The sequence below is a fragment of the Undibacterium sp. Ji50W genome (genome assembly GCF_049340445.1).
In the GTDB taxonomy this organism is placed as follows: domain Bacteria; phylum Pseudomonadota; class Gammaproteobacteria; order Burkholderiales; family Burkholderiaceae_D; genus Undibacterium.
This window is the reverse complement of the sequence record NZ_JBMPOX010000057.1, coordinates 1-1,179: the sequence shown is the minus strand read 5'-3', so window position 1 is coordinate 1,179 and position 1,179 is coordinate 1. Positions and strand designations below refer to the sequence as shown.

The window sequence follows — 1,179 nt, the reverse complement described above, 5'->3', positions numbered from 1 at the left end:
GCTGGCCCAGGGTGTTATAGCGGAATTCGGTGACATTGCCACCGGCGCTGATGACGAAGCGGAGGTTGAGCTGGCTGTCATAGACGCTGCGGGTGGTTTCTGGCAGACCAGCGGCCTGGCCATTGGCAGCCGGGCTGCGGTAGGTGGTGGAGGTCAATACCTGGTGCTGGTCCCCATAGGTGCGTTCCATGCGCTCGCCCAGGCTGTCGGTCTGGCTTAACAGATTGCCTTGCGCATCATAGGTGTAGGTGCTGCTGTTACCCAGGGCATCGGTGCTCTGGATGAGGTTGCCGGCCACATCGTATTGGTAGTGGATTTGCTGTATTGCGCCATCTACTGCCGGACCGGTGATGCCGGTCAGGCGGTTGTGGTCGTCGTAGGTATAGGTGTTGCTATTGCCCAGCGGGTCGGTGACGGTGCTGGTTTTGTTGGCCAGGTCATAGCTGAAGCGGGTCACGCGACCCAGGGCATCGGTGACGCTGGCAATGCGGTCGCTGCCACCCAGGTTGATATAGGTGAAGCTGAGCTGGGTGCCATCGGTCTGGCTGACACTGGTGATGAGATTGCTGTTGCCGGCATAGCTGTAGTTGGTGACATACACATTGCCGTCAGCGGTGCTGTTGTCGTCGGGGCTGAGGTCGAGTTTGACCTGGGTCAGGCGGTTGTGGGTATCGTAGCTGTAGCTGGTGTTGCTTTGGATGCTGCCATCCGCGAGGATGATTTTTTCCTGGGCGAGGTTGGCACCGACATAGCTGAATTCAACCCGGTCGCCATTGGCGCTGGTGATGCTGCTCAGGTAGTCACCGGTATAGGCATAGCTGTTGGTGTTGCCACTGGTATCTGTGGCGCTGCTCAGGCGCCAGGTGTCGCCATGGGCGGCATAGCTTTCTTTGCTCTGGGTGGCGGGGTCGGTCCAGGTCCAGCTGGTATGGCTGCTGTCATAGGCGAGACTATCAAAGCGGCCTGATCCGGCACGGGCCAGGTAGGTGTTGCTGGCGACATCGAAGTCATAGGTCTGGACGGCGTTGTCGGTGCCGATGCGCTGGATGGAGCTGCCAGCCTGGTTGAGGTTGCCAGTGAGGTTGACGAGGCGGCGGTAGCCATTGATCCACCAGTTGTCGGTGTTGTCGTCGTTGAACACGCCCTGGCTGTTGTAGGTGCGTAGCAGGGAGACATTGT

The 1,179-nt window shown here is 59.5% G+C and carries 1 protein-coding gene; it reads right to left on the bottom strand.

Going from position 1 to position 1,179, the window contains the following annotated elements; genetic code table 11:
• Positions 1-1,179, bottom strand: a 1,179-nt coding sequence (locus ACO0K9_RS27945; protein ID WP_422990665.1) for a hypothetical protein, incomplete at both ends; no start/stop codon positions are given.